We start from the raw sequence: 25532 nt of genomic DNA, 5'->3' as shown, positions 1-25532 counted from the left end.
TTCATATTTTGATAATTCGGAAAAAAAGGATAGCTGCGGAGGTATCGGCTTTAAGATCGTTCAGGGCCGGGCGATGGATCCGGAGGGCGTCAATGACTTCCGCGGTGCGACGGTGCTGCACAAACAGGTCGACATTATAATGATGAGATTTCAGGACTTGATGTCCGAAGCCGCCGAGTGTCTCGGAAGGTAGATCCGAAATGTCGTTCCCATTCCCGGTTCGCTTTCTACCCGGATAGACCCCTTGTTCTGTTTTACAATACCGTAGATGGTCGGAAGCCCCAGCCCGGTTCCCCGGCCCACCGGTTTCGTAGTGAAAAAGGGTTCGAACAGGTTGTCTATGCTCTCCTGGTCCATGCCGCTGCCGTTGTCGCCTACGGCCAGCATCACGTATGCACCGGGGCGGTGCTCCGGATCCTCGACGCACTGGAGCGGTTCAAAGACACGGGTTCCCGTTTGGATCGTCACCCGGCCGCTCCTTCCGCTCATGGCGTCCCGAGCGTTTACGCACAGGTTGACCAGGATCTGATCGATCTGACCGGGATCGATCCGCAACGGCCAGATCTTTGCAGCGGGCAGCCAGTGCAGGTCGATGTCCTCTCCGATGATCCGGCGCAGCGTTTGGAGCATTCCCTCCACTTTATCGTTCAGGTCAAGCACTCTGGGGGTCACGGGTTGCTTCCGTGCAAAGGCCAGCAGCTGTCGGGTCAGATGGGCGAGACGCTCAGCGGCCTTCTGGATTTCATGCAGACTTTCGAAGAGCGGTTGGCACGGGTCGACCTGCTCCAGGGCAAGCTCGGAATAACCGAGAATCACGCCCAGCATGTTGTTGAAATCATGGGCCACTCCGCCGGCCAGGCGACCCACCGATTCCATCTTTTGAGCCTGAAAAAGTTGGGCCTGGAGTTTAGCGGCTCTCTCCTCGGCTTTTTTGCGGGCTGTGATGTCTTGATTCACCCCGTAGGTTCTGACCGTCTTGCCCTGTGCATTTTTGACGACAAAGAAACGAACGGCGATATGCCCGACGGTTCCGTCGGCATAGAGAATCCGATGCTCGATCCGGCTGTCATGGGAGACTTCAATGGTGTGAAGGGCTTTTCGAATCTGATCGCTCACCACCCAACGGTCCTCCGGATGAACAAATCGCTCGGCATAGTCGCTGGATGACATGGTGTAGCCGCCCATCTGTTCGGCGGTGACGCGATAGATTTTGTAAAAGGCATCGTCAAAAATGAATTGATCAGAAGCGACGTCGTATTCCCAGTATCCCAGGAGAGCCATTTCCACGGCTTGGGAAAGCCTTTCCTGAAGCCTCCGCTGGGTCTCTTCCATCCGCTTGTGCCCGGTGATGTCGCGTGTTACCCCTTGAAGACCGATCGGTTTTCCCTGTTCATCCCGCACGAAGGAGACGTTCACGGCAATCCATATGAGGCCGCCGTCGGCCCGGTAATGCTGCATTTCTATCAGACGGGAGCGGTTTTTATCGCAATTCGGATCGGCTTCCTTTTCCAACTCCTCGGCCAGGGCGGTACGGAGCTGCTTCAGATGTTCGGATGGAATCTTCTCTTCCATGCTTTTTTGAAGGTGGGCCTCTACGGATTCCCCCAGCATTCTTTCCACTGACGGGCTGACATAGGTTGTTTTCAGGTCAAGATCCGAAACCCAGACCACATCGGAGATGTTTTCGGCAATGCGGCGATACCGGGCTTCGCCGGCCTTCAGGGCAGCCAGGTTTTTCCGCTCTTTCTCCTCGATTCTCCGGGCGTGGATTATGGCGGCGCATGCCTGGGTCAAAGGGGTGATGAACTCCGCGACTTCCTCGGTGTAATCGGTTGGGCGGTTGGCCACGCCCACCATGCCGATGATTTCGGCGCCCAAATAAAGTGGAATTCCCAAATAACGGACGATCGGCGGATGGCCTTCGGGAATCCCTTTGTACAGGGGGTCTCGAGAGGCGTTATTGGCCAGGATGGCCCGACCCTTGATAACAGGCGCTCCGGACAGGTTGTCGAGATTGTGAAATTCGAGATTATGGGCTTTCAGCGCTTCATAGAGGCGATGGGACTCGCTGCTCCAGGAAATGTCGGATAACGCCAGACTTTTTTTGTAGGGATTTCCATCGATATCGTACAGCACCTCGTCGAGAAAACCGAAGGCGCTTTCGGTGGCTTGCACCAGGATGTCGAGCATCCGGCCATAGATCTGTTCGGGATCGTGGCCGGAGATGAACAATTCCAGGGTTTGGCGGACGGCAGCCAGTAAATCGTTTTGCCGCTTCAGAGTTTGTTTTGTTGTAAATTTCGACGATGATCTCTTCGGTACGGTTGCATTTATCGGGGTTTTCATATTCCTTCCACATGGCATCAGGCTTCATGAGCCTGACGCGCTGCATGAACCCTGGAAACATGACTTTTTGACCTTTACAGTTTTGGGATCAACCGGAATTTAAATGCGGCTTCTCGATGCAACCTCTTGGGACGAATTTCTTTTCAGGGTTTTTAATCCATAGGGGCAGACAGCCGAACAGATGCCGCAATTGTGCCCGTTGTGATACGCGGGATAGTGCTTCTTTTTCCATTGGTCACAGGCTTGTGCGTCCAATATCGCCGTTCTGGGCAGCCCGGGATGCCATGTTCCGCCTTTCAGGGCCTTTGCAGGACAAGCCTCTACGCAGCGCATGCAACGGCCGCAGAAATTTTTCTCCACGGCAGGTCCGCAGGGCAGGGGGATGTCGCTGAAAACAGTCCCAAGCCGTACCCACGGCCCAAAGGGGCGCGTGATGATCTGGCAATGGCGACCCACCCACCCTATCCCTGCTCTGGTGGCCGCCGTCTTGTGGGGAAAATCCCCCTTGATGTTGATCCGGTCTGTCCGGTCTGAAACCGCCAGGGGTTTGGATCGGAATCCCCTGCTTTTGATTTCGGCCGACAGCGCTTGCGATAGTTCATGGATACGGTTGTTTACCCTGGCATATTCATCGGCGTATGCTGAGTTGGGGCCGTTTTGGATGCCGGCCATGATGCGAGGCGTCATGGGGATCGCCCATGACAACGCAAGGGGAAAACTTTTACCTTGCAAATCAAGGGGCGTGGTAAATCCCCGAAGGTCCGCCGCACCCCACAGGATGATCTTTCGTGTCGCCATCCATTCCGTCAGCCATTTTGGGAAGACGTGTGAACCATCCGACATGAAACAATTCTTTTCATTGCGTGTTGATTCAGGTGCTGTACTCAAGCGATCTTTGCCCCTCTTTTTTCAAGCAGTTCCCTCAGTATCGAGCGATGACAACGGGATTCGTCCTCGCAGTAGCAGCCGATGGAAAAATGGGTCTGATGAGAGAGTGCCGCGAGCAGATCGAGATCCCGCTTCGCTTCGGATGATTTCATTTCAGCGATGAATCTGCGTTTGAACGTCTTCCAGGAAGTTTCGTCCCTGAGAGGCGAGGCCTCTTTCAACAGCGCCTCGCTGGGGGCGAGATTTGGAAACCAGACGTCATAGAAGTTTTTCGAGGCATAGTCCGATTTTTTTACACCCCGTGGGGGGCGCCGAACCGTGCCGATACGCAATCCTTCGTCCTGCCCTCTCGGGCTGCCCAATCTGATAATCCTTATCGTCATTTTGGCTCCACACCGGTTGTTGTTCAGATCCTCTCGCAGTCCGCATCATCCGGTGCAATATCTTTCATCCTCTGCAGCGGACGATACGTATATATAATGCCGCAACTCACCAGAAGACAAGAAGGATGTTGAATCATTGTTTGCCGGCGTTCTGTGACCGGGATTTTTGTTCCCACCCCTGGGATCATCGTGGTAGTGTTTGGCGATAAAAATCTGGGGCCATCGTCCCCGACCGATTGGACAACCTTTAAAACGGGTTTGGTCGGGGGATTCGGGTCTGATCAATGAAAAAAACAGGGGTGCTGGAAAATGAAGCGGATACAGGCTGCCATGCATGAAAATCTCATGATCGCAATGGATGCGTTCCGGAAATTGCCCGGGAAAAAAATGCAGGCTGCGGAAATGCGGATCAGAGAAATTATCTTCCTGAAATATCAGATGGAAGCCATTGCAGACCAAAAGGGATATTCCCAGGCCTGCAGGAATTTCATTCCCATATGCAAAGGGGAGTGCTGCAAATGGCATTTCCCGGGAAACCTGACCCATCTGGATTTCTTTGCCGCAATATTTGATATGTCGGAGGCTGAGCAGGCAACGATGGCGGAATTGATCCTCAACAATCATAAGCACCAGTGTCCTGTGTTACTTGAGACCGGATGTTTTCTGTCATTCGAACGGCGGCCTGTTATCTGTACAAACGCCTATCCCTGTTTTCATGACCAATCGTACTGGAATGCAAAAGAGCGGCAAAATATTCTGTTTAAAAAGGCATTTGATTCTCTTGAAGCTATCGTTCCGTTCCAGAATGACAGGACCGTTGAATGATCATTCAACTGTCGACTTTCATGATGGTGAGCGGATAGATGTGCCGGGAGATTTCCCTTTGCCCTGTAGATCCGAAAGGTAATATTCAACCCTGGATACCCCATCCGTGCCTTTTTAATATGCAGGTTGTTTTCATCTCGGTCTTCGATGGTGAACCGTCCCTGGGAGGCTTTTTGTGATCTTGCCCAGGTACTTTTGGTAACTATTGTAAAAGTGATTCTCTCTTCACCCGTTAATGTTCCGGATCGAGTACGAATTCCTGCCCAACGTTTCAAATCAGCCGCGCGGCTTTTTGTGTCGGCCGATTTTCATGGTCGGATGTTGTGATGTGATCACTCAATGAACTCTCCGATTACACTATGCTTTAATTTGATCTGATGAATAAGGCGGTCGTATTTATGAATTCGAATTACCGCGCGAACAATCATATAGCTGCCAAAAACGATTAAAATAAGATTGAGCGCCCCCAATGGAACAAGAAAATGTAATACGTGTAGAACGTTATAATATTTTGAGGTAGCTATCAGCACGCTCAATACCGACAAAGGCAACGCTAACATAGCTATCCCTGTCCGCATCACGGCTAAAGATGTGCGCTTTTCTGCCAGGATTAGCTGCACCTCATTGATTACTATTGAATCACTGTTGTATGTAGCGTTGGTCAAAACGCATTCCTTTTTAATAGATCTCGTTATCCAACGTCGGGCGTCTCTGATTCAGTGCTACCGCTTCAAACCGTGCGCTCAAAGCGCCCGTTGCATATGGAAATGCCGTGCTGCAGGCCAAACATACCATAGAGACCATTGTCCAGACGTTGATTCTCCACCAGAGCGAACGGGCCGCAGTTCGCCGCCAGGTTGGTCAACAGGCGGGCGATGAATTCGTAAATTTGGCTGCCGAACAAAAACCCGGCAATTCCTCAAGACGGCCAATACGGTTTGAAATGCGCATGATCAGTTGTAACTTGCTCGAGTCGCTTCATCACTCATCGTCGGCGCAACAAGGGGCTTCCAATCAGGGTTTTCCCAGGTCCCAAGATCCGTATGCATATCAAGATATTTTTTCGGTATCGGGTGGGTGCCTACAACGACAGTTAACTGATAGCGTTTTTCGAGAAAGGTTTTGAATGTATTGATGTGGGGACAGGGCGGATAACCCACAACAAGGCCGGTAGCTAAATGAATAACTTCTGCGCCGTTCCTCACCATTTCCTCACCCGCATATTCAATGTTTCCACCAGGACAGCCGTCGCATGATGTAAAACCAACCAACTCGAGTTCCGTGTCCGTGTATCTGCTGAAAGCACCCTCCTTACTTTTCATCGCCCGGAAACATTTACCACCGGCACAGCGGCGATAACGATCGCAAATAATTATTCCGATCTTTGTCTTCGAATTCATCTCATTTCCTTTCGATTTCAACCATTACCTTCGGGGTAGAGGCAACCCTATGTGTGAACCCTGTCAATACGCATCCTCACTGCGACGGCGGCACCCTCCGGGCATACGAACGGATTTCGCCCACGGCCGCCTCCACGGCCCGGACGACCTCGCCCCGCCGCAGGACATCACGCATGGTTTGGATGTCGATGTAGAGGTCCCGGTCCTCGGCCATGTAGGGCACGTAGCGTCGGATGACCCGGTAGGCGGCGTGGGTGCCTCTGCCGCCGGTCATTGGCTGTTTCTTCTGGAGCAGATCGTATGCCTGGGCTGCGCAGAGCAGCTCGATGGCCACGACGTGTTCGACGTTGTCGAGGATTTCCCGGGTCTGCCGCATGGCAATCGATCCCATGCTGACGTGATCCTCCTTGTTGGCCGAGGTGGGGATCGAATCGATGCAGGCCGGGTGGGCCAGTACCTTGTTTTCGGAAACCAGCGCCGCGGCCACATACTGGCCGATCATGTAGCCGGAGTTGAGACCGCCGTGCTCGGTCAAAAAAGCGGGGAGGTCACTGAGCTGAGGGTTGACCAGTCGTTCGATGCGTCGTTCGGAGACGCTTCCCAGTTCCGCGAGACCCATGGACAGATAGTCCGCCGCCATGGCCACCGGCTGGCCGTGGAAATTGCCGCCAAGACGAATCTCTTCGGTGTCGGCGAAGATCAGGGGGTTGGTGGTGGTGGCATTGATTTCGATGTCGATGACGCGCCTGGCATGGGCCAGCGCGTCCTTGCTCGCCCCGTGAATCTGGGGCGAGCATCTCAGGGTATAGGCGTCCTGGAGCCGCGCACACCCTTTGTGAGAGGCCATGATCTCGCTGTCTGCCGTGAGCCGGAGCATGTTGTCGGCCGTGAGGATCTGGCCCGGGTGGGGGCGCACCTGATGGATGCGGGGATCGAACTCGGAACTGCTCCCCATGAGCACCTCCAGGGTCATGGCGCAGGCGATGTCGGCCATCTTGGAAATGCGGACGGCGTCGTGGACCACCAGGGCGCCCATGCCGGTCATGACCTGGGTACCGTTGATGAGAGCGAGCCCTTCGCCGGCCGCCAGCTTGAGGGGTGGAAGATTGATGGCTGAAAGTGCTGCCGCCCCGGGCATCCGACACCCCTTGAAAACGGCTTCGCCCCGGCCGATGAGCACCAGGCCGAGGTGGGCCGTTGGCGCCAGGTCGCCGGATGCGCCTACCGACCCTTTTTCGGGAATGACCGGAGTAAGCCCAGCGTTGAGGAACGTGATGAGGTAGCGGAGGGTTTCCATCCGGCAACCGGAATAGCCCAGCGAGAGGTCGTGGACCCGAAGGGCCATAATGGCCCGAACCACCTCCTCGGGCAGGGGATCGCCGACGCCCGCGGCGTGACTCATGAGGACATTTTCCTGGAGCTTCCGGGTTTCGGTTTCGGAGATGGAGACGTCGCATAGGGCTCCAAAGCCCGTCGTGATTCCATAGATGACCTTCTTCTCCTTTACCCATCGGGCGATAAGCCGACTCGTCTTTTCGACCCGGCCTTCGCCGACCGGGGATATCGAAACCGGCGCCCGATCCCGGGCTACGGCCACCAGGTCGTCGATGGTGATTTCATCTTTGTCCAGATAGATTTTCGGCATCGACAGCATCCTTTCTCAGATCAGAACCATCGACATCAGAAAACACGCTTCCCGCGCTTGTAGACGGCGGTTATCGGCGAGACGCCGGCATGGTAGGCCAGGATCGTTGGAGAATCTCCATCCAGGAGCAGAAAATCCGCCTCTTTGCCCGGATCAAGACTGCCCACGGAACGGGCCATGCCTATGGCGTAGGCGGCGTTGAGCGTACCTGCCGTCAACGCCTCGAAGGGGGTCATGAACATGTTGACCACTGCTAGGCCTATAACGAAAGGCATTGACTCGGTATAGCTTGACCCGGGGTTGCAGTCGGTGGCCAGGGCCACGGCCAGACCGGCGTCGATCATGTGTCTCGCCCGGGCGTAGGGTTTTCTGAGGCTGTAGGCCGTTGCCGGCAGGAGGACGGCCGTCACTCCGGCCTCGACCATGCGCTGGAGGTTGTCATCGGAGGCCGCCAGGAGATGATCGGCGGAGGCGGCCCCGAGAGCCGCAGCCAATGCCGCTCCCCCCAGATCGTGGACCTCGTCGGCATGAATCCTGACGCCTAGGCCCGCCGTCCGTGCGGCTTCGAGGATTCGTCGTGCCTGGTCAATGGAAAAGACGCCCTTTTCGCAGAAGACGTCGCAGAATCGCGCGATTCCCTGCTCCCGGATCTCGGGGATCATCTCACCCACCACGAGATCCACGAAGGCGTCGGCGCGGTCCCTGTACTCCACCGGAACGGCATGTGCGCCCAGGAAAGTGGGGACGACGTCCAGGGGCGTTTCGCGGCCGAGACGGTCGATAACCCGGAGCATTTTGAGTTCGGTTGCGGTGTCTAGCCCGTACCCGCTCTTGATCTCGATGGTGGTGGTGCCGAGACGGAGGGCCGTCTGGACCCGGCGGCGGCTTGCCTCGAAAAGCGCTTCTTCCGAGGCATTCCGGACCGTCTTCACCGACGATAGAATGCCCCCCCCCATGGCCAGGATTTCCATGTAGGGGGTTCCGGCCATGCGCAGCTCGAATTCCGCTTCCCGCAGTTCGGTAAAACACATGTGGGTGTGGGGATCGACGAAGCCGGGGATCATGGTGCGCCCCCGACAGTCGACGACTTCGTCGATCATCCCCATGACGGTCCGACCCCGCACGATGTCCATGTCCCCGACATCAGTGATGAGGCCGTTGCCCACGAGGAGGGCGCCCCGGTCATGGATACGGATTTTCCCCTGATCTTTTCCGGCGGCGGGGATGCCTGCGTCAACAGGCGAGAAGATGCGGGCGTTCTTAAAGAGCTGTGCGGTCATGTGTCGTCGCCCATGGCAGCCAATAGCCGCAGTTCGGTCACCTGATCGAGGTGAAAACCCGCCGCCTGCAGGTAATAGGCCGCGCTTTGGATGAAGGCCCCCGCCGAGACCATGCCCGGGATGTCGGTCAAGGCCACCTCGACCCCCCAGCCGCGGGCTTCCATGCGCACCATCTCGAGAATCCGGTAGAGCGGCACGACAGCCGGGTCCAGTATGGTGAATCGAATCTGGGTCATGTCACGGTCTTCGATGGCCCGGGCGTTTGCCTTGACATGACAGGGCCCCCCGGCATGGACCGTTACGGCTTCGGCGATCTTGACGGCCACGGCGATATCGGCCGTGCGAAGATTGACATGAAAATATAGGGGACGCTTGCCGACGCCGACGGCCGTCGCTCCGGCGGTGGGATGAAGCCTGGGTTCACCTATATCCGGCCGGCGCTTGGGCGCGGAGGCCTCGATTTTCAGGAGATCATACCCGCCTCTCCGGAGATCCGCCGGACATCGTCGTTCATGACGTATGGCCGCTTCGCCGAAAAAATAGACGGGGATCTCCGTCTCATGGAAAAGGCGCCGGCCAAAGTCCCGGGCCAAGGTTGTGCAAGCTTCCATGGAGATGTTCGTTACCGGCGCGAAGGGGATCATGTCTACAGCGCCGATACCCAGGTGCAGACCCGTGTAGGCGTTCATGTCGATGGTTTCCAGGGCGATTCTGGCCGCGGCCATGAGGGCTTCCTGCACGGGTCCGGGTCTGCCCGCCAGGGAAATCGTCAAGTGGTTCTCTTCGCCGTCGGACCGATGGTCCAGGAGGTGACACCCCGGGGTGGTCCGGAATGGGTTCAGGATAGCGTCGATCACATCGTGCCGTCGTCCTTCGCTGAAACAGGGGGTACATTCGATCAACTGGATTGCCATGACGCTTCTCCTTTATCATTTCTCCGCAGCAGGCCTTTGGCGGGAACCCGATCTACCGGGATTTGGGAAACAGGGCGTCCACCGTTTCCGTCACCAATGCATCATCGGTCAGGTACGGAAGGGTAATCTGATCGCCGTTGACATTCTCCTGGTTGTACGCCATGGCCACGGCCATGGCATTGGGGTTTCGTGCCCAATTGCGTCGCGCCACGCCGCCCATGACGTCCCAGGACATGGCCGATCGAATCACGGCGTCCACCCGCTCGCCGCCGTCGAGGACGAGTCCGAACCCGCCGTTGACGGCTTTGCCGATGCCGGTACCGCCACCGTTGTGCAGCGCCACCAGAGACATGCCCCGGGCAGCGTTTCCCGCGAAGCAATGTGTCGCCATGTCGGCGGTGACGTTGCTGCCGTCCCGGATATTGGCCGTCTCCCGGAAGGGGGAGTCTGTTCCCCCCGGATCGTGGTGGTCCCGGCCCACCATGATGGGACCGATCTCACCCGAGCGGACCATGGCGTTGAACCTGAGGGCGATGGCGGTTCGACCGGCGGCGTCCTGATATAGAATGCGGGCCTGGCTTCCCACCACCAACCGGTGTTTTTCGGCGTCGCGAATCCAGGCCCGGTTGTCCCGGTCTTCGGGACGTCGTTCGGGGTCGATGCAGGCCATGGCGGCCTGATCGGTCCGCGCGAGATCTTCGGGATCTCCTGAAAGGCAGACCCAACGAAAAGGGCCGTAACCGTAATCGAAGATAGGACCCATAATATCTTCAAAATAGGAAGGAAAAATGAATCCTTCCCTGGCGTCCCGACCGTTCTTGGCGATCTCGGGAACACCGGCGTCGAAAACCGCTTTGAGAAAAGCGTTGCCGTAGTCGAAAAAATAGGCCCCGCGTGCCGAAAGGATCCGGATGAGTTCGAAATGGCGCCGGAGGCTTCGATCGACCATCTGTCGAAAAAGGCGTCTGTCGGCGGTCAACAGTCGCGTCCGCTCCTCGAAGCTCACGCCCTGGGGACAGTAACCGCCGTCATAAGCCACGTGGCAGGAGGTCTGATCCGAAAGGAGATCCACATGAATGTTTTTGGCGACGATGTACTCCAGCAAATCGACAACGTTTCCATGGTAGGCCAGGGAAAGGGGTGTTCCGGAGCGGGCGGCGGCGGCGGCCTTGATGAATATCTCGTCGGGGTCGGGCGACATCTCGTCGACCCACCCCTGATCCATCCGAGTGCGGATTCGTGACGCGTCCACTTCGGCGATGACCGAAACGGCACCGGCGATGGCGGCGGCCTTGGGCTGGGCGCCGCTCATGCCCCCCAATCCCGAGGAGACGAACAGGAGTCCCCTGAGATTTTGGTCGGCTGCCACTCCGCACATTTTGCGTCCGGCGTTGAGGAGGGTGTTGTAGGTGCCGTGGACAATGCCCTGGGGGCCGATGTACATCCATCCTCCGGCAGTCATCTGGCCGTAGGAGGAGACCCCCATCTGGGCCGCGATCTCCCAGTCGTCGGGGTTGTCATAGAGCCCGACCATAAGGCCGTTGGTAATGATGACCCGGGGCGCCTCCGGTCCGGACTTGAATAGTCCCAGCGGATGCCCTGACTGTACTACCAGGGTCTGGGCTTCGGTCAGTTCCTCAAGATAGCGTTTGATGAGCCGGTATTGCATCCAGTTCTGGCAAACGCTGCCGGTTTCACCGTAGGTGACCAATTCGTAGGGGTAGAGGGCCACGTCACTATCGAGGTTGTTGTCGATCATGAGTTGGAAAGCCTTGCCCGCCAGGCAGTTGCCTCGGTAGGTGTTCACCGGTCGGGCGGTGATGGGCTCCCGGGGCCGAAAACGATACCCGTAGATCCGGCCCCGCGTTCTCAGTTCGTTCAGGAACTCGGGGGCCAGGACGGCGTGATGGGTCCCGGGAATATAGCGGAGGGCGTTTTTAAGAGCGATTTCCGTCTGAGCGCGAGAAAGGCGGAATCCTCTGTCGGGGGCCCGCCGGATATCCGGCGCAAAGGGCGGCATCGGGGGCAACGCGCTTTCGATCCGGATTCTCATGGCTTCGGATATCTGACGATGGGTCAACATGGCGATTCTCCCTCCTGTCTGAAATCCCCGGGGTGGCTGCGGGCCTCTGCCGAACGGCCATGTTACGGCCCAGGATAGTGGGGACGGCGTGCGGGACTTGTATATACATTACCTGTCTCGTAGAACAGATCCGTAATCTTGTCAAGCAGGTCCCGCCGATCCCCTCATCGGTGCCGCGGCATGACGGTTTTCACGGCCGGAGAGCCATCCTCGATGCCGGCTTTTGTACCGATTTCCCGGCTCTCCGGAAGCCCTCGGGGATAGAGCCCCGTGGGGAGACGATATTGTATTTCAGGCATTGTCCGGGATGTGCCCGAAGCGGTCTTGAGCCATTTCTTTGATGAGGGGAAGCAGATCCAGCTCCGCCAGGTATTTTCCCTTTATTCTGCCGTAACGATCGTCCAGATGCGGCCGTAATTGCTTGGGACGGTCAGCCACACCACCTGTTTTTGGGCGATATTGGCCAGGTTGTCCTCGCCGTGCAGTTCCTCGATGTAGTCGCCTGCAAACGGAAAACTGAAGGAAACCCGCTGCTCCTGGTCACCGAAGTTGAGCGCTACAAGGCTGAATTGTGCCTCCCAGCACCGGGCGAAGAGCATCACCCCCTTGCTCTGGTATCGATTGAAATGGTTGTAGAAGTAATGTTCCCCGCAGCGCATCTGTATCCGGTTTCGCCGGATTCTGATCAGCTTGCGCACCAGCGAAATGACGCGTTTTCCGATGGGATCGTAGAAATAGTCCCACCGCACCGGCCGGAACATGAGGATGCGTCCCCATCCATGTTCGGGAACGGCGTAGTTCTCCGCAAACTCCTGTCCCTGCCAGATCATGGGGATGCCCTTGGCGGTCATCAGGCCGATGAGATAGGGTTGGGTTTTGAACCAGAGACCTCGATCTCCCTCGCTCAGGAGATCGCTGCGATCACGGTTAAGGATGCCGAAGTTGCAGACGAACCGCGAGTGATCATGATTTTCGATATACTGAAGGGCTGATTTGGCGAGGGAATCTCCGCCGGACGTTACCTCGGTCGGATACTGGAAAAGGCCGAACCGAAGCCCGAGGCTTTCGAGGTCGGAAGGGTTCCCAAGCGTCGCCCGCCTTGCCGCTTCCAGGGTCTCGTTCTGCCAGGTGCAGGTGGAGTAGGATGTCTCGAGAATCTCCCTGGGCGCTTCAAGCTGTTCGGCACACTGGATGAGCCGGATCCCCTCGTCGCCGGCAAAGCGTCGCCAGTGTCCCCCTTCGGCCGTTTTCGCCTTCAGGTGCTGGAAGGTGTGATAGACGAGAGCGGCATAACCTTGTCCCATGGGGCCGTCCCAGTAATTGGGAACGCAATCGTATCGGAAACCGTCGATATGATAGCAGTCGAGCCAGTGATGGTTGACGGTAAAAAAGAAATTCCGTGTAAAGGCATGCCGAAAGTCCGTGCTTTCGCCAAAATAGTTCTTGGCGAAGGATCCCATGAAGGGGTTTTCATTGAAACCCAATCGGCGATAGAGGTAGCTGTAAGGAAAGCTTTCGCTGGTATGGCCGTAGACGGCGTCCAGGATGACGGCGATGCCCCGCTGATGAGCGGCATCGATAAGCCGCTGAAAGTTTTTGCGGTTGCCGAATCGCTCGTCCACGCCAAAATAGCCGATGGGCAGAAATCCCCAGTCCACGGTGTTGGCCGTGTTGGATACGGGCATGATCTCGATGCCGTTGATGCCAAGGTCCGCCAGATAATCGAGACGATCGATGGTGCGGTCGATGTCTCCGCCGAATTCGCTGATCATCAACTCGTAGAGCACCAGATCGGACAGGATGGGGACCGTCCAATGCGTCTCGGCTTCGCTCCACTGATAAGGGACATACCCGATCGTTATAGCCGACAGTTTCCCGACCCCGAATTCCCGGGCGAAAGGATCAATGATCCAGTCCACGTCGCCTGAGATATCGGGATGTTCAAGCAGGTACCGATAGACGTATTTACCGGGCTCTCCCCACCGGGAGGCTGCGTGAGCTTTGGGGCGGGCACCGATATCGACCTCGGCCCGCCAGATATCGCCGTAGTCCGGGTCTTCGCCATGGGTCATCTCAAACCTCTCAGGGGCGATTTCCTGGAGGAACTGGTCGTGTTCATGGATGATCTTGACCCACATGCGATAGCCGGAATCGGCTGAAATCCAGGGCATCAGGATGCTGAAGTTGACGACACGGGGGGACGTTTCCCGGGGACCCAGCCGGTGAAGCGGCAGAAGCGTCATCTGTTCCGTCATTTGCGTAGCCTCTCATGTTGGACAGACCGTCTGAGATAACGTGGGGTGTGGTGAGATGAAACGCCGAACACGTGCGAGCCCAACTAAAAATTCCGCATGTTTTTTGGTAGTCGATTGTGGTCGAGCCAGGTTCGGTCTGAGTTATAGCGGTAAAAATAAGCTTCTTCCGCTTTCTTTTCAAGAAAAACCTCAAATCTTTTTTTGCCGGGTGGTATGGTGAAACACCTGTTGGTTGACAGGCCGCAGGGGGCAGGGTAGATATAGGAAGCGCCGGCCGGGGGAAAAGACCGGCAATTGATGGACTGATCGGGACGCAACGGATGAAGATCGCTTATTTTGACTGTTTTGCGGGTGCCGCCGGGAATATGATCCTGGGTGCCCTCCTGGACGCGGGTCTTGACGTCGGGCGCCTTACCGGCGAGTTGGAAAAATTGGGCCTCAAGGGATACGATCTCAGGGTCTTTTCCGCCATTCGACGCGGGATTGGTGGGACGTTCGTCAATGTCGCGGTGGACGAAGCCGTCCACCGTCATCAGCACCGGCGGCTGCCCGGGATTCGGGCAATGATCGAGAAAAGCAGCCTGAAGCCTGCCGTCAAGGCGAGGAGTCTTGCGGTGTTTGAACGTCTGGCCGATGCTGAAGCGACAGTACATCGAATAGCCAGGGACGAGGTTCATTTTCACGAGGTGGGTGCCGTGGACGCGGTGGTCGACGTCGTAGGCGGTGTCGCCGGACTGGACCTACTCGGTGTCGAGGCGGTCTATTGTTCGGCGCTTCATGTCGGGGGCGGTACTGTGGCGAGCGCCCACGGCATCCTGCCGGTGCCGGCCCCGGCCACCGCCGAGTTGCTCAGGGGGGTTCCTGTTTATGATCAGGGGATTCGGAGCGAACTCCTCACACCCACGGGGGCCGCCATTCTCACCACCCTCGCCTCGGGGTTCGGACCCATGCCGGCCATGCGGACGGCATCCGTGGGCTACGGTGCCGGCACGGCCGACCTCGAAATTCCCAATCTGCTGCGTGTTCAAATCGGCGACACCGAGGACGACGCTGCCGGCTATCGGACCGAGCAGGTGGCGGTGATGGAGACCGTCGTGGACGACATGGATCCCCAGATCTGGGGTCATGTGGTTCAACGGCTGTTCGATATGGGGGCTCTGGACGTGTTTTTGTCGCCTGTCCAGATGAAAAAGCACCGTCCGGGCACGCTTGCGACCGTCGTTTGCCGGCCGGAGCACGTGCGGATTTTCGCAGACGTACTGATGCGCGAGACCACCAGTATCGGCGTTCGATGGCGGACCGAGGACCGAATTACGGCACGCAGAGTCGTCGTCTCCTGCGACACGCCGTTGGGGACGGTCCGCTGCAAGTTCGCCTTTCGGGAAGACGAGATCATCAATGTCAAGCCCGAGTATGACGATTGCCGTCGGATTGCCTGTGAAACGAATCTCCCCTTGAAAACCGTTATGGAAACTGCGAAACGCTTCGCCTTCATACGGAAACGAGAGACCGGCAGTGATGCCGAGGGGGCTATTTGAAGGTCTTGTTTTCCTGCTCCGTCGTCCGGATGAAGGTGGTCCGCTTGGCCAGTTCCTTGAGCTTGGCTGCCCCGACGTAGGTGCAGGTCGAACGGATACCCCCAAGGATGTCCTGGACCGTACCCTCAACGCTTCCCCGGTAAGGTACGATAACGGTTTTTCCCTCGGAAGCCCGGTATTCGGCAACACCACCGTTGTATTTTTCCATGGCCGTGCTTGAACTCATTCCGTAGAACTCGACGCATCGCTCGCCGCCAAGTTCGAGAATCTCCCCACCGCATTCGTCGTGTCCGGCGAACATTCCCCCCAGCATGACGAAGTCGGCTCCGGCCCCGAATGCCTTGGCCACGTCGCCGGGGCAGGTGCAGCCGCCGTCTGCGATGATGAGGCCCTTGAGGCCGTGCGCCGCATCGGCGCATTCGATGATGGCCGAGAGTTGGGGGTATCCGACGCCCGTCTTTACCCGGGTGGTGCAGACCGATCCCGGCCCGATACCCACCTTGATCATGTCGGCCCCGGCCAGGATCAGCTCCTCCACCATCTCCCCCGTGACGACGTTTCCGGCGGCGATGAGCTTTTCAGGAAACGTCTCCCTGATTTTCTTGACATAATCCACGAAAAACTCGGTGTAGCCATTGGCCACGTCGATACAGATGAACGAAAGTTTGGGGCTGCGCCGAATAATATCCTTGAGTTTGATGAAGTCTTCATCCGAGGCGCCGGCACTCACCATGATGTGATCATAGATGGAAGGTGCCCTGGTTTCGAGGAAACGCTGCCAGTCGTCCGGGGAATAGTGTTTGTGGACGGCCGTGAGCAGGCCGTACCGGGCCAATTCGTCGGTCATGGCAAAGGTGCCCACGGTGTCCATGTTGGCGGCGATGACCGGGATACCGGTCCAGGTCTTCTGGGTGTGACGAAACACGTAGGTTCGGTTGAGATCCACCTGAGCGCGACTTTTGAGGGTGGAGCGTTTGGGGCGGATCATGACATCCTTGAATCCGAGCTTCACTTCATATTCGATGCGCATGGATATGTTCCTTGGATGAGAAGCTGTTGACAAGACCTAACGGGGCCACAATTTGTCGGGGATCTGAACGAAGGGGTCGAAAGGTTTTTTAAACCCAACCATTGGCCTTCTGTTGGTGCGATGGATCCTTAAAGGCCCTTTTATTCCATACAGGTAAAACCAGCTCGAATGCAATGCGGTTTTTTAAAAAATTCGATTTGCTCTGATGCGATCGGCTGAAGGCGATCCCATAATGAATTTGACATCGCGGAATTATCCATTATAAATAAAGACATATTTCCAATCAGCCCTTGCGGTCGCCGGCAACGGTAAGGAAAAATATTCCATCAATATTCCGAGAGGAGGATCCATGAAAGCACGGTTGACCATTCTGTGCGAAAATTCGATCGGCGTACCGCTTGGCGTCATCGGTGAGCACGGTTTTTCCTGCCATGTGGAGACGGATAGCGGCGAGTACTTGTTTGATACCGGTCAGGGCTTTGGAATTCTATCGAATGCTCTGGCCCTTGGCAAGGACCTGAGAAAGATCGCGGCAGTCATGATCAGCCATGGCCACTATGACCACACCGGCGGGCTGCCGGCGGTCCTGAAGATGCGGGGCGATGTTCCGGTCCACGGACATCCGGGCATCTTTGTTGAGCGATTTTACAGCGTAGGCGGCAAGCGGCGGGACATCGGCATTCCTTACCGACGAAGCTGGCTGGAATCCCTGGGTGCTGATTTTCGTCTCGCTACCGATATGACCGAGGTGGGGCCGGGTGTTTATCTGACGGGAGAAATTCCTCGGAAGACATCTTTCGAGAAAGGGGATCCCCACATGTTCGCTCGTACGGCCGACGGGCGGACGTTGGATCCCGACCCGATTCCGGACGATCTGTCGATGATTGTCGATTCGGACGCGGGCCTCATTCTGGTATTGGGATGCGCCCATGCCGGTATGGTCAATATCATCGAACATGTCATGGCCGAAACCGGCCGGGACCGGATCTATGCCGTCATCGGCGGCACCCATTTAGCGTTCGCAGGCGATGCACAGTTTGAGGAAACCGTCAGGGCCATCGACCGATACCGTATCGACAAAGTGGGGGTTTCTCATTGTACCGGCCTGGAGAGGGCTTCTCAACTCCATGCCCGACTGAAGGAGCGATTTTTTTTCGGTTGTGTCGGATCGGTGTTGGACGGTTGATATTTTCGATGAGTTGGACGGCTCGGCGAAACGAGAAAAGTCCTGATCGGATGCGCCAGTTAAACGTTGACATCCCCGTTCGTTTTGGAGAGCATGCATCTCGGTCTGCAAACACCGACGGGACATCCGGGAATCGGATCGACAGGAGACGACATGATTATTGAATTCAAGGGAAAACGCCCCAGAATCGGAAAGAATGTGTTCATCGCGCCGAACGCGGTGGTGATCGGCGACGTCGAGATCGGAGACGGATCGAGCATTTGGTTCAATACGGTCATCCGGGGGGATTCGGACATCATCCGGATCGGCCGAAGCACGAACATCCAGGACAATTGTACCGTCCATATCGACGAAGGGAAGCCCACGATCATCGGCGATAACGTGACCGTGGGTCATAACACCGTGGTGCATGGCTGCATCGTCGAGGATCTTTGTCTCATCGGCATCCATTCGACCGTTTTGAGCGGTGCCCACATCAAACGAGGTTCCATCATCGCGTCCAACGCGTTGGTCATGGAGGGAAAGACGGTGGGACCTTTTCACCTGGTGGCGGGCGTGCCGGCCACCCTCAAGAAAACGCTCCCCGAGACGATTCTCGATGTCTTGAAGGCGTCTGCGGAGCTCTATCGCAATAAAGTCCGCGATTTTCAGGCGGCGAAGATTGTCGAAAAATAGTTATTCAGGAAAGAGGACATGAAAGATGCACGAACTGATCAACGAAAGCGGATGGGTGTGGGTGTTTGTTCAAGATCCCGGCAATGATGAGCGGTATGTCGGTCAACACTATCAGGAAGACGATATATCATTCATTCCGGCGTTTATCGAGAAGGAGGAGGCGCTCAAGTGCTATAGTCGGATGAAACTGGAGAAAGGCCGAAAATACGAAGCCCAGGCAGTTCACTACGACGACCTGATCCGGGAGGCGGCCGCCAACGGTTTTGTGGTGTTTCTCCTCAACGGTCAAGGTGAGATCATAGACAAGATTCTGACCTGAAAGCATGAAACGCCGCCGGTTCTTCCGGAAACGGGCGGCGTTTTTATCATCATAAGCGCCTTGCGACCCCCGTCATCGGTTACGGCGGGGCTTTGGAGATTTCAGGCTCAGTTCTCCTCGACGGTGATCGCATCCACTTCGCAAACCTCGACGCAACTTTCGCAACCGATACACTCCTCGGCATTTACAGGGACGGATTTGCCGTCCTGCATTTCGAAGACCTCCACGGGACAGACGTCTACGCATTCTTCACATCCGACACATTTCGTTTCATCTACGGTGGGGGTAAAAGCCATTTTTTTGTCCTTTCAAATCGGATTTCCATGGCCTCGACAAAAAGACGCCATGGAGATCCGGAAGGCAGTGCATGAGCACTGAATCGATATTTTGGATAACGACGGTATCTGACACGGATATTTTCCCCGAAGGATAAACAGGGTCACCAGATCTATGATACCTATATGGACGTTGGGCGGTAGGCTGAGGCAGGGAATGATTGTGCAATAACCGTCTACCATTTGGAAAAAATAACAATATGCCGGCGTTCGTTCAGGCCTCCCCGATGCTGAATTGTTTGTCGGGGAGGCCCACCGGTTACCTGGGGACGGCGCTGTTAGTCTTCGACCAACTCAATGGCGTCCGCTTCACAGACCTCGACACAGCTTTCGCACATGACGCATTCATCCGGGTTGACCACTTTGGATTTGTTGTTCTCCATCTCGAACACGTCCTGAGGACAATTATCCACACATTCTTCACAGCCAACACATTTTTCTTCGTCAACGACAGGGTAGCCCATTCTTGTATCTCCTTTTAGGGTTGATTAACGATCCGAATTTTTTATATTCATCGGAACTTATTGGATATTTCACTTTGGCTGCCAATCCGTCATCCGGTTTTGGCCGCCGAAAGTGCCTTATACCAATTGTGGGATCGAGTCAAGCCTTCATCACCATTTTTCAGACACCGTTAATGGTGTGCTATTGTAAAATTCTGTATTAATACTAAAATGATTAAATATCAAAAATATTTTTCAACCCGTCCCTGAAAGAAAGCGCCAACTCCGACGATACGTTATGATCAAATATCTCGCCGTCAGGGGTCATGCCGCGGATGCGGCTGTCATGGAAAAAAGCGGCAAGCAAAGCCCTCCCAAGGCGGTTGCGAGACCCGTGTGGATCGAGACCGGATTCCCGGAGAGGCCTTGCCTGAGGCAGGCGCTCACCTGAATTCAGGAGCAAACGCATGAAGCCGAGAATTCGTCCCAGGCGAAGCAAGGTGACCGACTCCCGCCGGGTGGTCTTGAGGGAAAGCGGAAGCGCAGTGGATCGCATGAGGGAAAATCGTTTCGGAAGAAGGCCGTCATTCGAGAGTTTCGCGTAGTCGGCGCTCCCGGGCGCGGGATAGTAAACCGAAATTCCGGCGAGGACGTCGAGGTCGGCCAGATAGAGAAGATCCCGGAGGGAATCCTGCGCTGATTGGTCGGGAGCTCCCACGATAATGTAACAGACGACGTTCAACCCCTCCTCCCGGGCTGCCGAAACGGCCGCTTCCGTCGCTTTTTTAACATCCGGGCGCCTGAATCGCCGGAGTTGCCCCGGTGCGGTCGTCCCCAGGGAGAGGTTCAGCGTACGGAAGCCCGCGAGTTTCATGGCGCGGATCATCGTCGCATCCAGGGATGGGGCAAAAAGCCCGTTCATGGCTCTCAGCTCCAAATCGAGACCCTGAAACCGCCGTGCCGTGTCGTCGAGAAGCGCCAGAAACCCGTCGCGATCCAGTGAAAGGTTTTCATCTTCGAAGTCGATGAACCTTGCCCCATAACGGGTGACGGCCGTCTCCATCTCGCGGATCACCTGCGCCTTGGATCGTACCCGATAGCGGACGGCACCTCCGCCTACGGCACAATAGCTGCAGTTCATGGGACAGCCTCGGCTCGTCATGACCACCGCGGCGCCCTTATGGTTTCGCCGATAGTAGGCATGCCGGATCAGGTCCAAAGCGGGGAGGGGATGGGCGTCCAGGTTTTCCAGCTCGGCAGGGGGGCTCACGGCGAGGGTACGATCGGGCTTTCGAAAGACAATGCCGGGAACCGCCGAGACATTTCTGCCCTTTCTCAGGGCGCAGGCCAAAAGGGTCATGGCTGTCTCGCCTTCTCCCCGGATGACAAAGTCGACGGCATCTTCGGCCATGACCGTCTCGGGAAGGACCGTTGGATGGTGACCGCCCATGACAATGCGGCACCGGGGATGAAAGGCCTTGACGGTTCGAGCCGTTTCCAGGGCCTCGTCGCTGTACGCGGTGAACAGCGAGGAAATGCCCACCAGAAATGCTCCGGAGTCACGGGCCGTTTTTCCGATATGCGCATAGCTGTAGCCAAAATGTTTGAAGGTATGGAAGAGACCGAAGGGCGAGATGTCGATTTTGCCGTAGAATCTTCTCAGATAGTCCATCTCGGAGGGTAGTGCGATCTCCCGGGATTTGCCGACGGCCAGGGCGTCCATAATGTCGACGGTGAATCCGTTTTTCAGCAGTTCGGCGGCGATACAGGCCAGACCGTAAGGAATGGTCCGTTTTTCAGTGAGGTAGAAATCCCGGATGGGGGGCTGGATCAGCAGGATGTCGGCCATGGCGTGTCGACCGGGTTTTGCGGGCAAGGGGCGCTCATATGATCACATCACCGCGATCATGCTTCGCCGCTCATGATGCGGTTGACATTCATGCTGTCATAGGACCTGAAAATAAGGCCCTCCCGGTATCGCTTTTCTTCGGGAAAGGCTTCCGGGCTCATGTCCGACAGGCGTCGGGTTGCATCATCCTTTGAGGGAACGGCATCGAGCCCCTGGGCGATCCTTTTTCCGGAAAGGGTCTCGATCACCAGGGCGGTCTTTCCGTCTGACACCACGGCATAGGGTGAGGGGAATGGGGTCAGAAGTCTCGCTGCGGCAACAATCTCCCGTTCCCGCGACCCTAGTGAGCCCGGGGCGCATTTGATACACATCAAAATTCTTCCGGCAATGCGGACCACGATATCGATTTTGGAACGATAGATTTCGCCTGCGATATCGACCTCGAGGGGAAGGTCCACGGTGATGTCGGTTGGGAAAAACCCCTTCTCTTCGACCAGAAAGCGTTCAACGGCCTGACGATTTTCCTCGGCCCCGATGTTGGGTACGGTTCTGCCGGTGATGAAATCCACGAGGGTTTCCGTTTGAGGGTGAGGGACCATGGCGTGTTCCTCCATAATGCTGCCGTCATATCGATAGGTTTAAAGGAATGCAGAATACCGTTTTCGGTAAGCCGGGCGTCAGTCCATCAGGGATTTCCCCGTCATGGCTTCAGGCTTGTCGATGCCCATAATATTCAGCATCGTTGGAGCGATATCACCAAGCTTGCCCTCCCGAAGCCGAATGGTCTTCCGGCGTTCGTCCACCAGGATGAGACGAACCGGGTTGACGGTATGAGCGGTGTAGGGATTTCCGTCGTCGCCGATCATCTTTTCGGCATTGCCGTGGTCGGCCGTGATGATGACGGCACCGTCCTGAGCCAGGACTTCGTCGACGATTTTCGCTACGCACCGGTCCACCGTCTCACAGGCTTTCACCGCCGCCGGAATCACGCCTGTGTGGCCGACCATGTCCATGTTGGCGAAGTTCAGAACAACCATGCCGTAGGCCCGGGTTCGAAGACGGTCCAGGACCGCTTCGGTCACCTCAAGGGCGCTCATTTCGGGCTTTTCATCGTAGGTCGCCACTTCCCGGGGGGAGGGAATCAGTACCCGGTCTTCGCCGGGAAAGGGCGCCTCCTCGCCACCGTTGAAGAAATAGGTGACATGGGCGTATTTTTCCGTCTCTGCGATGCGAAGCTGACGAATCCCCTGACGGCTCACCACCTCTCCGAGAATATCGTCCAAATGGATCGGCGGAAATGCAATGGGAAGGGTAAAGGTTTCGTCATAGGCGGTCATGGTGGCGTAGACGGCGATATTGGGCTGCCGTTTTCGGGCGAAACCGCTGAAGGACGGGTCGGTGAAAGCCGATGTTATCTCCCGGGCGCGGTCGGCACGAAAATTGAAAAAAATGACGGCATCCCCATCGTCAATGACGGCAATGGATTTCTGGGATTCGTCGGCGATTACGACAGGTTTGATGAATTCATCGGTTTCGCCCCGGCGGTAAGCGTTCCGGACGGCTTCAACAGGATCGGTTTCCGGGATGCCTGCGCCTTCCGTGTAGAGTTGATAGGCCGATTCGATCCGCTCCCACCGCCGATCCCGGTCCATGGCATAATAACGTCCGCAGACGGAAGCAATCTGGCCGTATCCATGGGCGGTCATGTGCGCCTTCACTCGCCGGAGGTAGTCCTCTCCGCCGGTGGGAGAGGTGTCTCGCCCGTCGGTAATGGCATGAACATACGTCCTTGGTACGCCCGCATTTCTGGCCATGTCGAGAAGGGCCAGGAGGTGCTTGATCTGGCTGTGGACCCCGCCGTCGGAAACCAGTCCCATCAAATGGAGAGCGGATCCGTTTTGCTTGACGCTTGCCATGGTGTCGCTAAAGACGGTGTTCGTGAAAAAACTGCCGTCCTCGATGGCCCGGTCGATGCGAAGAAGATCCTGATAGACGATTCGTCCGGCGCCGATGTTGAGGTGCCCGACTTCGGAATTGCCCATGATGCCGGCGGGCAGTCCGACGGATTCACCTGAGCAGCGGAGTTGCGTGGTGGGGTACTCGGTCGAGAGCCGATCAAGGGTCGGGGTTCGCGCCAGGCTGACCGCGTTGCCTTTGCCCTCACTGTCGATACCCCAGCCGTCAAGGATCATGAGCATGCACAGACGACCGTTGCTTCTGCCGCCGGTTTTCGATGGATCGAATTCTATCGGGTCAGGCTTCATCATGCACCTCCGTTTCTTGTGATGCGTCGGCGGATCCGCGACTGCTTCTCAGTTCGGATGTGCCGTCGGTATTGGACACAGCGGCAGCGGCGATCATATCGGCGGTTTTGATGCGGCGTGCGTCGGCCCAAAGCCCCTCGAGATCGTAAAAGCTGCGGATGGCGTCGTAAAAGACGTGAAGAATCACATGGCCGTAATCAAGGAGTACCCAGTGGCCGCTTTTTGCGCCTTCGACGCTGAGGGGGCGGATGCCTTCTGCCTTGAGGGTTGTCTGAATGTGTTCGGCGATGGCGGACACCTGCCGGTTCGACCGACCGCTGCAGATGATGAAATAATCCGCGATGGATGTCAGTTTGCCCACATCGAGAACCACCAGTCCCAGGGCTTTTTTGCCGAGAGCCGCCCGGACATAGCGATCGAGACGGGCATCGGTATTCGGCGCCGTGGCCGTATTGTCAGTCATTTTAAAACATGCGTTCCTTTGGCTTATCAACTTTCGACTTGTCACGAACCCCTGAAAACCGAAAGTTGAATGGATTAAAGATCGTCGTTTCCTGAATCGTTGTCGGATCAAGGAAACTTCAGGACCGGATCTGTCCGTCCCCGAAAACTACGAACTTGGTCGTGGTGAGTTCGTCGATGCCCATGGGGCCAAAGGCATGAAGCTTGGAGGTGCTGATGCCGATTTCGGCGCCCAATCCCAACTGCCCACCGTCGTTAAACCGCGTCGAGGCATTGACGAGAACGACCGAAGCATCCATTTCCCGGACGAATCGCCGGGCCCGCCGGTAGTCGGAGGTCACGATGGCCTCGGTGTGGCTGGAGCCGTATTGGGTCATGTGGGCGACGGCCGCATCCATATCGTCCACGACCCGCACGGCGAGGACCAGATCGAGGTATTCTTCATACCAGTCCGCCTCCGTGGCCGGAGAGGTTCCGGTCAGAATCCGGCAGGTTTCGGGGCATCCGCGAAGTGCGACGCCGGCGGCAGCGAAGCGCCGGGCCATACGCGGCAGGAACTCGTCTGCCACGGTCCGATGGACCAGGAGGGTTTCCATGGCGTTGCAAACGCCCGGGCGCTGAACCTTGGCATTGAAGCTGATCTCCTCGGCCATGTCGAGATCGGCGCTTTCGTCGACGAAGACATGACAGACCCCCTTGTAATGCTTCAGGACGGGGATTCGAGAATTTTCGACGACAAAACGAATGAGACTCTCGCCGCCTCTGGGAATGATCAGATCGACGAACGCCTCTTGAGCCAGTAAAATGTTCACCGCCTCGCGATCCCGGACCGGAACGATCTGAACGGCCTTTTCGGGCATGTCCGCCGCTTTGAGAGCCCGTGTGATGATTTCTGCGAGGGCCTGGTTGGAATGGAGGGCTTCGGATCCCCCTCTCAGAATGACGGCGTTGCCGGATTTGAAACAGAGCCCCGCGGCGTCGATGGTCACGTTAGGCCTGGATTCATAAATAATACCGATGACCCCCAGAGGGATTCTCATGCGGGATACCTCGAGCCCGTTGGGCCGGGTCCAGGTCTTGGTGACGGCCCCCACGGGATCGTCGAGGGCGGCAACCTCCCGGAGCCCCTGGGCCATGGATTGAATGGTGGCGTCCTTTACGGTGAGGCGGTCGATCATGGCATCCGAGAGTCCCAGGTCGCGGGCACGGTCCAGATCCTTCTGGTTTTCAGCCTGAATGCTTGCGGCTTCCGCCTCGATCCGATCGGCGATGTTGAGCAGTACCTTGTTTTTTTGAGCCGTAGGGCAACGGGCCATCCAAATGGAGGCCGCTTTCGCCGCCCGAGCCATCTCCAGAATCACGGATTCAATGTTCATGTCTTCCCCTTTTACCTGTCGTCCCCGATGCCCGAC

The 25532-nt window shown here is 56.7% G+C and carries 24 protein-coding genes; 4 read left to right on the top strand and 20 right to left on the bottom strand.

Going from position 1 to position 25532, the window contains the following annotated elements; translation table 11 throughout:
- Window positions 1–150 precede the first annotated feature (150 nt).
- From AB7S84_RS05935 to AB7S84_RS05880, 12 genes are all read right to left on the bottom strand, one after another.
- A complete protein-coding gene (locus AB7S84_RS05935) occupies window positions 151–2346 on the bottom strand; it encodes a PAS domain S-box protein (protein WP_020878286.1) in 2196 nt (731 codons plus the stop codon).
- 99 nt (window positions 2347–2445) lie between these two features.
- Window positions 2446–3189, bottom strand: a complete 744-nt coding sequence (locus tag AB7S84_RS05930; protein WP_020878287.1) for a 4Fe-4S double cluster binding domain-containing protein — start codon at window positions 3187–3189, stop codon at window positions 2446–2448.
- 41 nt (window positions 3190–3230) lie between these two features.
- Window positions 3231–3617, bottom strand: a complete 387-nt coding sequence (locus AB7S84_RS05925; protein WP_020878288.1) for a DUF488 domain-containing protein — start codon at window positions 3615–3617, stop codon at window positions 3231–3233.
- Window positions 3618–3662: 45 nt separating this feature from the next.
- Window positions 3663–4241, bottom strand: coding sequence for a hypothetical protein (locus AB7S84_RS05920; protein ID WP_428153392.1), 579 nt, complete (start codon window positions 4239–4241; stop codon window positions 3663–3665).
- Between the two features lie 533 nt (window positions 4242–4774).
- The gene (locus AB7S84_RS05915; protein WP_020878290.1) at window positions 4775–5107 is read right to left on the bottom strand and encodes a hypothetical protein; all 333 of its coding nucleotides are present in this window, start codon (window positions 5105–5107) and stop codon (window positions 4775–4777) included.
- A gap of 65 nt (window positions 5108–5172) precedes the next feature.
- On the bottom strand, window positions 5173–5346 hold the full coding sequence (locus AB7S84_RS05910) for a hypothetical protein (RefSeq protein ID WP_020878291.1): 174 nt from the start codon (window positions 5344–5346) through the stop codon (window positions 5173–5175).
- Between the two features lie 49 nt (window positions 5347–5395).
- Complete coding sequence (locus AB7S84_RS05905) at window positions 5396–5842, bottom strand: CGGC domain-containing protein (protein ID WP_020878292.1); 447 nt, start codon at window positions 5840–5842, stop codon at window positions 5396–5398.
- A gap of 76 nt (window positions 5843–5918) precedes the next feature.
- A complete protein-coding gene (hutH, locus tag AB7S84_RS05900) occupies window positions 5919–7487 on the bottom strand; it encodes a histidine ammonia-lyase (RefSeq protein WP_020878293.1) in 1569 nt (522 codons plus the stop codon).
- Between the two features lie 35 nt (window positions 7488–7522).
- Window positions 7523–8767: an imidazolonepropionase gene (gene hutI / locus AB7S84_RS05895; RefSeq protein WP_428153388.1), complete on the bottom strand. Its 1245-nt coding sequence runs from the start codon at window positions 8765–8767 to the stop codon at window positions 7523–7525.
- The gene (gene ftcD / locus AB7S84_RS05890) at window positions 8764–9681 is read right to left on the bottom strand and encodes a glutamate formimidoyltransferase (RefSeq protein WP_020878295.1); all 918 of its coding nucleotides are present in this window, start codon (window positions 9679–9681) and stop codon (window positions 8764–8766) included. Before ftcD ends, hutI begins: the two co-directional genes overlap by 4 nt.
- A gap of 52 nt (window positions 9682–9733) precedes the next feature.
- Entirely contained in the window at window positions 9734–11764 is a 2031-nt protein-coding gene (locus AB7S84_RS05885) for a urocanate hydratase (RefSeq protein WP_020878296.1), read from the bottom strand.
- A 380-nt stretch (window positions 11765–12144) separates the two neighbouring features.
- Complete coding sequence (locus AB7S84_RS05880; protein ID WP_020878297.1) at window positions 12145–14019, bottom strand: alpha-amylase family glycosyl hydrolase; 1875 nt, start codon at window positions 14017–14019, stop codon at window positions 12145–12147.
- 320 nt (window positions 14020–14339) lie between these two features.
- Between AB7S84_RS05880 and larC the strand changes: the two genes are divergently transcribed.
- Window positions 14340–15557, top strand: a complete 1218-nt coding sequence (larC, locus tag AB7S84_RS05875; protein WP_020878298.1) for a nickel pincer cofactor biosynthesis protein LarC — start codon at window positions 14340–14342, stop codon at window positions 15555–15557.
- Here the strand turns inward: larC and AB7S84_RS05870 are convergent.
- A complete protein-coding gene (locus AB7S84_RS05870) occupies window positions 15550–16587 on the bottom strand; it encodes a GMP reductase (RefSeq protein WP_020878299.1) in 1038 nt (345 codons plus the stop codon). The two genes, larC and AB7S84_RS05870, sit on opposite strands and share 8 nt — an antisense overlap.
- A gap of 349 nt (window positions 16588–16936) precedes the next feature.
- Between AB7S84_RS05870 and AB7S84_RS05865 the strand changes: the two genes are divergently transcribed.
- The 3 genes from AB7S84_RS05865 to AB7S84_RS05855 all read left to right on the top strand — a co-directional run bounded on the left by AB7S84_RS05865 (window position 16937) and on the right by AB7S84_RS05855 (window position 18767).
- Window positions 16937–17773 (top strand): MBL fold metallo-hydrolase, encoded by an 837-nt coding sequence (locus tag AB7S84_RS05865; protein WP_020878300.1) that lies wholly within the window; start codon window positions 16937–16939, stop codon window positions 17771–17773.
- Window positions 17774–17926: 153 nt separating this feature from the next.
- The gene (locus AB7S84_RS05860) at window positions 17927–18448 is read left to right on the top strand and encodes a gamma carbonic anhydrase family protein (RefSeq protein WP_020878301.1); all 522 of its coding nucleotides are present in this window, start codon (window positions 17927–17929) and stop codon (window positions 18446–18448) included.
- Window positions 18449–18473: 25 nt separating this feature from the next.
- Complete coding sequence (locus AB7S84_RS05855; protein ID WP_020878302.1) at window positions 18474–18767, top strand: hypothetical protein; 294 nt, start codon at window positions 18474–18476, stop codon at window positions 18765–18767.
- A 107-nt stretch (window positions 18768–18874) separates the two neighbouring features.
- Here AB7S84_RS05855 and AB7S84_RS05850 read toward each other — a convergent pair whose 3' ends face one another.
- From AB7S84_RS05850 to AB7S84_RS05820, 7 genes are all read right to left on the bottom strand, one after another.
- On the bottom strand, window positions 18875–19063 hold the full coding sequence (locus AB7S84_RS05850) for a ferredoxin (RefSeq protein ID WP_020878303.1): 189 nt from the start codon (window positions 19061–19063) through the stop codon (window positions 18875–18877).
- A 317-nt stretch (window positions 19064–19380) separates the two neighbouring features.
- Window positions 19381–19566, bottom strand: a complete 186-nt coding sequence (locus AB7S84_RS05845) for an ATP-binding protein (protein WP_020878304.1) — start codon at window positions 19564–19566, stop codon at window positions 19381–19383.
- A gap of 214 nt (window positions 19567–19780) precedes the next feature.
- A complete protein-coding gene (locus tag AB7S84_RS05840) occupies window positions 19781–21421 on the bottom strand; it encodes a B12-binding domain-containing radical SAM protein (protein ID WP_428153381.1) in 1641 nt (546 codons plus the stop codon).
- 29 nt (window positions 21422–21450) lie between these two features.
- Window positions 21451–21993, bottom strand: coding sequence for a type I restriction enzyme HsdR N-terminal domain-containing protein (locus AB7S84_RS05835; RefSeq protein WP_020878306.1), 543 nt, complete (start codon window positions 21991–21993; stop codon window positions 21451–21453).
- A gap of 78 nt (window positions 21994–22071) precedes the next feature.
- On the bottom strand, window positions 22072–23661 hold the full coding sequence (gpmI, locus tag AB7S84_RS05830; protein ID WP_276327570.1) for a 2,3-bisphosphoglycerate-independent phosphoglycerate mutase: 1590 nt from the start codon (window positions 23659–23661) through the stop codon (window positions 22072–22074).
- Window positions 23648–24121 carry a ribosome silencing factor gene (gene rsfS / locus AB7S84_RS05825; protein ID WP_020878308.1) on the bottom strand — a complete coding sequence of 158 codons (474 nt, stop codon included), beginning with the start codon at window positions 24119–24121 and terminating at the stop codon, window positions 23648–23650. Before rsfS ends, gpmI begins: the two co-directional genes overlap by 14 nt.
- A 118-nt stretch (window positions 24122–24239) precedes the next feature.
- On the bottom strand, window positions 24240–25496 hold the full coding sequence (locus AB7S84_RS05820) for a glutamate-5-semialdehyde dehydrogenase (protein ID WP_020878309.1): 1257 nt from the start codon (window positions 25494–25496) through the stop codon (window positions 24240–24242).
- Between the last annotated feature and the right edge of the window lie 36 nt (window positions 25497–25532).

Origin of the sequence: Desulfococcus sp., from assembly GCF_050178255.1 — a bacterium.
Lineage (GTDB): Bacteria > Desulfobacterota > Desulfobacteria > Desulfobacterales > Desulfococcaceae > Desulfococcus > Desulfococcus multivorans.
The sequence above is the reverse complement of the archived record's forward strand: the minus strand, read 5'-3'. Positions and strand labels throughout refer to the sequence as shown.

Coding starts and splice junctions, on each gene's coding strand:
- AB7S84_RS05935 (WP_020878286.1), bottom strand. CDS start 2,346: ATGAAAACCCCGATAAATGCAACCGTACCGAAGAGATCATCGTCGAAA.
- AB7S84_RS05930 (WP_020878287.1), bottom strand. CDS start 3,189: ATGTCGGATGGTTCACACGTCTTCCCAAAATGGCTGACGGAATGGATG.
- AB7S84_RS05925 (WP_020878288.1), bottom strand. CDS start 3,617: ATGACGATAAGGATTATCAGATTGGGCAGCCCGAGAGGGCAGGACGAA.
- AB7S84_RS05920 (WP_428153392.1), bottom strand. CDS start 4,241: ATGATTGTTGAGGATCAATTCCGCCATCGTTGCCTGCTCAGCCTCCGA.
- AB7S84_RS05905 (WP_020878292.1), bottom strand. CDS start 5,842: ATGAATTCGAAGACAAAGATCGGAATAATTATTTGCGATCGTTATCGC.
- hutH (WP_020878293.1), bottom strand. CDS start 7,487: ATGCCGAAAATCTATCTGGACAAAGATGAAATCACCATCGACGACCTG.
- hutI (WP_428153388.1), bottom strand. CDS start 8,767: ATGACCGCACAGCTCTTTAAGAACGCCCGCATCTTCTCGCCTGTTGAC.
- ftcD (WP_020878295.1), bottom strand. CDS start 9,681: ATGGCAATCCAGTTGATCGAATGTACCCCCTGTTTCAGCGAAGGACGA.
- AB7S84_RS05885 (WP_020878296.1), bottom strand. CDS start 11,764: ATGTTGACCCATCGTCAGATATCCGAAGCCATGAGAATCCGGATCGAA.
- AB7S84_RS05880 (WP_020878297.1), bottom strand. CDS start 14,019: ATGACGGAACAGATGACGCTTCTGCCGCTTCACCGGCTGGGTCCCCGG.
- larC (WP_020878298.1), top strand. CDS start 14,340: ATGAAGATCGCTTATTTTGACTGTTTTGCGGGTGCCGCCGGGAATATG.
- AB7S84_RS05870 (WP_020878299.1), bottom strand. CDS start 16,587: ATGCGCATCGAATATGAAGTGAAGCTCGGATTCAAGGATGTCATGATC.
- AB7S84_RS05865 (WP_020878300.1), top strand. CDS start 16,937: ATGAAAGCACGGTTGACCATTCTGTGCGAAAATTCGATCGGCGTACCG.
- AB7S84_RS05860 (WP_020878301.1), top strand. CDS start 17,927: ATGATTATTGAATTCAAGGGAAAACGCCCCAGAATCGGAAAGAATGTG.
- AB7S84_RS05855 (WP_020878302.1), top strand. CDS start 18,474: ATGCACGAACTGATCAACGAAAGCGGATGGGTGTGGGTGTTTGTTCAA.
- AB7S84_RS05850 (WP_020878303.1), bottom strand. CDS start 19,063: ATGGCTTTTACCCCCACCGTAGATGAAACGAAATGTGTCGGATGTGAA.
- AB7S84_RS05845 (WP_020878304.1), bottom strand. CDS start 19,566: ATGGGCTACCCTGTCGTTGACGAAGAAAAATGTGTTGGCTGTGAAGAA.
- AB7S84_RS05835 (WP_020878306.1), bottom strand. CDS start 21,993: ATGGTCCCTCACCCTCAAACGGAAACCCTCGTGGATTTCATCACCGGC.
- gpmI (WP_276327570.1), bottom strand. CDS start 23,661: ATGATGAAGCCTGACCCGATAGAATTCGATCCATCGAAAACCGGCGGC.
- rsfS (WP_020878308.1), bottom strand. CDS start 24,121: ATGACTGACAATACGGCCACGGCGCCGAATACCGATGCCCGTCTCGAT.
- AB7S84_RS05820 (WP_020878309.1), bottom strand. CDS start 25,496: ATGAACATTGAATCCGTGATTCTGGAGATGGCTCGGGCGGCGAAAGCG.